2 protein-coding genes are annotated in these 6,449 nt (G+C 27.4%); both read right to left on the bottom strand.

Going from position 1 to position 6,449, the window contains the following annotated elements; genetic code table 11:
* Positions 1–1,525 (bottom strand): condensation domain-containing protein (locus ACTHUW_RS12255; RefSeq protein ID WP_442211066.1); only part of this gene is annotated, 1,525 nt, incomplete at its 3' end.
* A 32-nt stretch (positions 1,526–1,557) separates the two neighbouring features.
* On the bottom strand, positions 1,558–6,449 hold a 4,892-nt coding region (locus ACTHUW_RS12250), incomplete at its 5' end, for an amino acid adenylation domain-containing protein (protein WP_442213443.1).

Genomic DNA, 6,449 nt, shown 5'->3' with positions numbered 1-6,449 from the left:
CTGATAGAATTACGACAGGTTCTTCTTTTTTAACTCCTAATTTTAACAGCTTATGAGCTAATTGATTAGCTTTTTTATTTAATTCATTATAGCTTATTTTTTCTTCTTCATATACTACAGCTATTTTATTAGGATATTTATTAACTGTTTTTTCAAATACTTCTTTGACACTAAGATTTTTATTACAAGTTGTTTCAGGATTATTAAAAACTTTAGTAATTTTATCTCTTTCTTTAAAAGGTAATATATTCATATCAAATATAGATATATTCGATTTGTTATAGTTAGCAAGTAATTTTTTCGCTATGTACAATAATCTATAATGCATTCTTTCAATATCATCTTCATTAAATAAGGATATTCTATAATCATAATCAAAACTTAACGTTTTTTCACTTGTCCTATCACTTACATGAACATTCAAAGGAATATTTTGATTATTACTATTAAGCCATTTAATATCTTCTATAATAGAGGAAATCTCATCATAATAGCTTGCATTTTGAAATGAATATCCTATTTCTAATAAATCCATATCTTTTTTTAATTGCTTATTAGTATAACTAAGAATATCATTGTAAGAATAATCCGAATGTTTGAAAAGACTCATTTGATGTCCTTTAATATTAGAAAGAAACTCTTTAACATTCATATCTTTATTTACATTTACCAATAAAGGCAATAAATGAACAAATTCACCAAATATCTTTTTTTCCTTCTTCTTTCTACCTAAAAAAGCAACTCCCATAGAAACTGATTCTGAATAATCTTCATAAGTTTTAAGTAAAATTAAAGAACTGAGAAATAAAACTGGTAATGTAACTCCACAGTTTCTTGACTCTTTCATTATTGATTCACTTTCTTCTTGACCTAAAATAAAAGAGTTTCTTTTACATAACAATTCATCAATCGAAAGAATTTTAGGATATTGACTAATGCCATTATAATTTTCTAAGTTTTTATGCCAATAACTTTTATTTCTTTTAATTCTAAGTGAATTATTTTTTTCTTTTAAACTATTCTTGAGATAACCTTCAAAGGATTCATTTGAATCCTCTGAAGGTTCCTCTCCAAGAAAATATTGGCATGCTTTCTTAGATAATATCTCCACTAATGACCAAGCATCAGATATGGAGTGATGCATAAAAATCCCCAAAGCCATTTTCCCGTTAGGTTTCTTAATTACATAGATATCATAAAGCTTCTCATCCTTCTGAAAATAACATTTACTCATATGCTTATTTTTAAACTCTTCATATTCTTTTTCTTTATATGAAAAGTCTAATTGAGGAAAGTTTTTAAATTGAAAATCCTCAAATCTTTGATATAAAATATTATTTTTTTCAAAATATCTTATTTGAAATGCATCTATATATCTTACTATATTGTTTAATACTTGATTTATCTTCTGATAAGAATATTGAAGTTTAAAATCTGCAACAAATCCCAAAGTATTGATACTAGTATTTTCAAACATCTTTTCAATGTCTATAATTTGCTTTTGCTTCTCTGTTAATCTATACATTTTTTACCTCGCTTTCTAGGATTGTACCGTACTTAACTGTTCATACTTTCCTTAACTGTTAATCTATCAATATCCCCATAAATTATTATTTCATTCATAGCATTTAAAATTTCTTCTTTTCTATTCCTAAATCCTGTTACTGTTATTATTACACCATCATCTGCAAACTGACATCTTACACTTATCGGTACTTTAAAGCTTATAATTGATCCCATTATTTTTTTTATATTTGAATCTAATATTCTTTCTGCTGTAATACCTGAATCATCTCCATAACTAGTTACAGCATTTATACTAGGTATCCTTCTACCTATATTATTAAGTAATTTTTGCTGTTCTTTGCTTAAATCCTTTGCACCTAAACATTTTTCCGGAGAATTAGCGAGAAATTCACTAACTTTTGTATGCCTATTTAAATCATTAACATCCACTACAAAAAATTTAGGTTCTTGAAAAAGTCCTAATGAGCTCCTATTATTCGAATTTCTACCATGATGCAATATAATGACTGGTATCTTATTTACTGATTTCATATTAGGTTCTTGAGTAATTATAAATTCAAGTAATTTAAGCATAGTAGAAAGTTGGTCAGTCATCACTTTGCTATTTACAATGTCTTCACTATATTTCTCCTTGAATACAGTCATCTTACTTTTGTTTTTGTAAAATAACTGCATACCATTAGCAGCTTTAATAAATTCATTAAATTTTATATTTTTAAAATTGTCTTCTACATTGATACTCTGTATAATTTGAGAGTACTCATGCAAATTTTCTCTTTTGCTATATAATTTACAATCTTTTAATAATTGATTTAATCTTCGTTCAAAAATTGATGAGGATGTCATATCCCATAGGGCATGATGAATAAATATATAAACTACATATTTACTTTCAGATACTCTTATTATGCAAATTTTATTAAGTAGGGGGCCTTTTAACAGATTACTTGTATCTAAACCCATCTTTTCAACCATAGCATATATTTGACTTTCTCCTTGATTCTTATTATTACTAATGTCTATTATTGGAATCCTATGGTCCATTGATGATTTATATTCAATTAACATATTCTCTTCCTTTAAATATTGAGTTCTTAATACAGATTGCTCAGTTATAATTCTTAAAATTGCTTTTATAACTTCTTCAATCCTATATTCTCCTTGTATCTCAAACCGACCACTAGAACCTCCTCCAATAATGTCATCTAAAAATATCTTCTGTGAAAAAGATGGCTCATATTTATATGTAGATTTTTCCTCCACTATATTTTTGCCATAATACTTTAATTCTTCTAAAAACCCTTTATGAATATCTCTAATATTCTTTATTCCTGTATCTAAGAGCAATATATCTTTCTTTTCATATTTTAAACATTTTTTTGAAATTTTTATCAAAGCTTTTAAATAATATTTAGCAAAACTATTTATCATATTCTTAGAAAACTTTGATTCATCAAATTCTATATAAAAACTAATCTTATTATTTTTATAAGAACTATAAAATGCTATTTTTTCATGAATATAATTGTTTTTTAATATTTCTCGTTCTGTAATATCCTGTGAACCATTAATTGTTAAATTTTTCTCCTCCAATTCCGTTTTATCAAGACTATGAAACAGAACAGTAGTTTGTAACTTTTCCTTTAGATTATTATGCTCTAAAGATAACCAACCATATCCAATACCATTATCAGGTATATAATCTAAGTCCCGTTTAACATCACATAGTATATCAGTTTCATTTTCTCCATAAGTCGGTAGAACTATTGGATACTTAATTTCATAAGTACCAATTCCATCTAAATTATCTGAAACTTTATCTCTATTTCTTCCCTTATCTACATAGGTAACAGATACACTTCTTTGTCCTGTAAGTTTTTTAGTTGCAATAGCAAAAACTCCTAATAAAACCTCATTAATTTTCATGCCCAATACACTTTCTGATAGATGTAATAGTGCTCTCGTTTCTTTTTCCTTAATGGAAAACTCCATTCCATAAAAAGTATTTTCCTCATCGTTCTTATCTGGCTCTAATTTACTACCTACTGACCTCTTAGCAATTTGAAGCCAATAATCTAATTGAACCAATACATTTTTATCATTCTTCATACTTTCTAAAGTTTTAATATAATTCAAATAGGAAGTGTTTTCTTTTATATCTAGGTTTTTTCTACCTTTACATAAAATATTATAATTCCTTCTGATTTCTTGTGTTACAATCTTCAATGACCATGAATCGATAACTACTTTATGTCCACAAAGGAAAAGGTAGTCCTTAGTTCTAGTCCGTATAAGAATTGCTTTAAATAATAATCCTTCCATATTTATAAGAGATATTTGTACCCTCTTACACAAGTTTATAATCTGTTGCTTAAGCTTATCTTTATCATCATATCTACGTAAGTCATATTTAGGAACTCCATAATTAAAACCATTTATGACTTTTAATTTCCCATCTCTATATTCCACTCTCAACATAGGATGAATCTTAACCACACTATTTAAAGCATCAATAATAATTTCATCGAATTCTTTAACCTCTAAAAATAACATATGACATAAATTTGTTGAATCTTTTAAGTTATTAGAAATAAATTCTTTCAAAAGGGGACTCATGGGAATCTTATCTATTTTCTCATATTTCCTATTAGTCTCATTTTTATATTTTTTATTCATTAAAAATTGTTCTAGTTCTATAACAGTACCCTTTTTCATTAAATCTTTAATTGATATATCATAACCTTGATTTTTACAAAGTGTTGTAAATCTTATAGCCTTGATAGAATCTCCACCTAATTCAAAGAAATTATCTTTTATTCCTACTTGTTTAACACCTAATACTTCTTCAAATATCTTACATAGAATCTTTTCAACATCAGTAGTTGGTGCTACATATTCATCTTCTCTTACATATTCAATTTCAGGTAAAGCTTTTTTATCAACTTTTCCATTTGCTGTTAATGGTACTTTATCTATAGCTTTAAAATAATGGGGAATCATATATTCAGGTAATTCTTCTCTCAATTCCTCTTTTATTTCAGATATATTTAATTCTTTTCCTTCCTCCATTACTACATAGGATAAGATTGCTTTATCTTTATCTGAAACATCTTTAATTATAGCTACTGAATTTTTAATACCTTCTTGATTTCTTAATACTTCTTCTATTTCTTTTAATTCAACTCTATATCCTCTTATTTTAACTTGTTCGTCTATTCTTCCTAGATATTCTATATTTCCATCTGGTAACCATCTAACAAGATCTCCACTTCTATACATTTTTCCTTCTCCAAATGGATTATCTACAAATTTCTCTTTTGTAAGTTCTTCTCTATTTAAATATCCTTTACTTACTCCAGATCCTGTGATACACAATTCTCCTGGTACCCCTATCCCACAAATTTCTTCTTCTTGACAAATATATACATTGCGCCCTACGATAGGTTTCCCTACAGGTATCTTTCCTTTAATATCCTTTGGTACATTATAAAGAGCTGCACATACTGTTTCTTCCGTTGAACCAAATGTATTTCCTATATTTGCATGTTTTAATAGATTATTGATATATCTATATTTCAATGTATCTCCACCATTTAAATATAGACTTACAGTTTTTAATAATCTACTTTGATTAAACTCATTTAATAGTAATGTAGAACAACTTACTAATGTAACTTTATTTTTATCTATATAATCACAAGCTTTATTTATATCATAAATTCTTTCTTCATTGTAAAGAACTACTTTTCCACCCTTCATATGAACTGGATATACTTCCTCTACAATAGTATCGAAATTATATGCTGTATGTTGTAATGCTACTGTTTCTTCATTTATATTAAATTTTTCTGCAAAGGATAGCACATAAGATGTACATCCCCCATGGGTCACCATAACACCTTTTGGCTTTCCCGTACTTCCAGAAGTAGAAGTTAGATATATTAAATCTTCTCTTTTATTTACTTTTACTGGGTTTTTTTCATTATCATTATAGTTATCCTTAGAGAAGAGGTCTAAGCATGTATAATCTCCTCTGGGTATATCTACTCCCTTACCTATGAGAATAACTTTTGGTGCATAATCTTTTAATATAAAACCAATTCTTTCTTTAGGAAGGCTTGGATCAATAGGACCATAAACTCCACCGGATTTCATGGCTCCATAAATAGCTACCATCATCTCCGTACATCTTTCTGTTAATATAGCGACTATATCATTTCTTCCTACACCTAATTCCCTTAATCTATGGGCTAAAGCATTAGATTTTCTATTTAGTTCATTGTAGGTTAATTCTTCGTCTTCATAAACAAGGGCTATTTTTTCTGGAGTTTTAGCAACTTGTTCTTCAAAGTATTCTACAACAGTCTTTGATGAATATATATCATCTTTAATACTATTAGGATTAAATTTCTTTGTAACCTTTTCCTTTTCTATTTCATCTATCATATTCAAAGAACCTATATTTTCTTCTGGATTATTCACTATCTCTTGAATAATATGTCTATAATGCTTTAATAAATATTTAATACTTTCTGGAATAAATAATTCTTTTGCATAAGTACAATTTAATACATATTCTTCATTCTGTTCATATGCATCCAAATCTAAGTCGCACTTAACTGATATTTTCCCTTGAGTCCAACTTGATATATCCACATACTTCATATTAAATTCTACTTTTTCATTGTTTTGTAAAGTGAACATAACATCAAAAAGTGGATTTCTGCTTAAGTCACGATTTTCTACTACATTTTCTACTAATTCCTCAAAAGGATACTCTTGGTTTTCAAATGACTCCAGACAATGTTCTTTTATTTCCTCTAAGAAAGTCTTAACCGACTTGTTTTTTTCTGGATATCCTCTCATGGCCAATGTATTTACAAACATTCCAACAATATTTTCAGTATCAGGATGAGTCCTTC

It is taken from the genome of Senegalia sp. (in: firmicutes), assembly GCF_052088025.1.
In the GTDB taxonomy this organism is placed as follows: domain Bacteria; phylum Bacillota; class Clostridia; order Tissierellales; family SIT17; genus Anaeromonas.
Note: the sequence above shows the minus strand (reverse complement) of the source record. Positions and strands in the feature narration are given on the sequence as shown.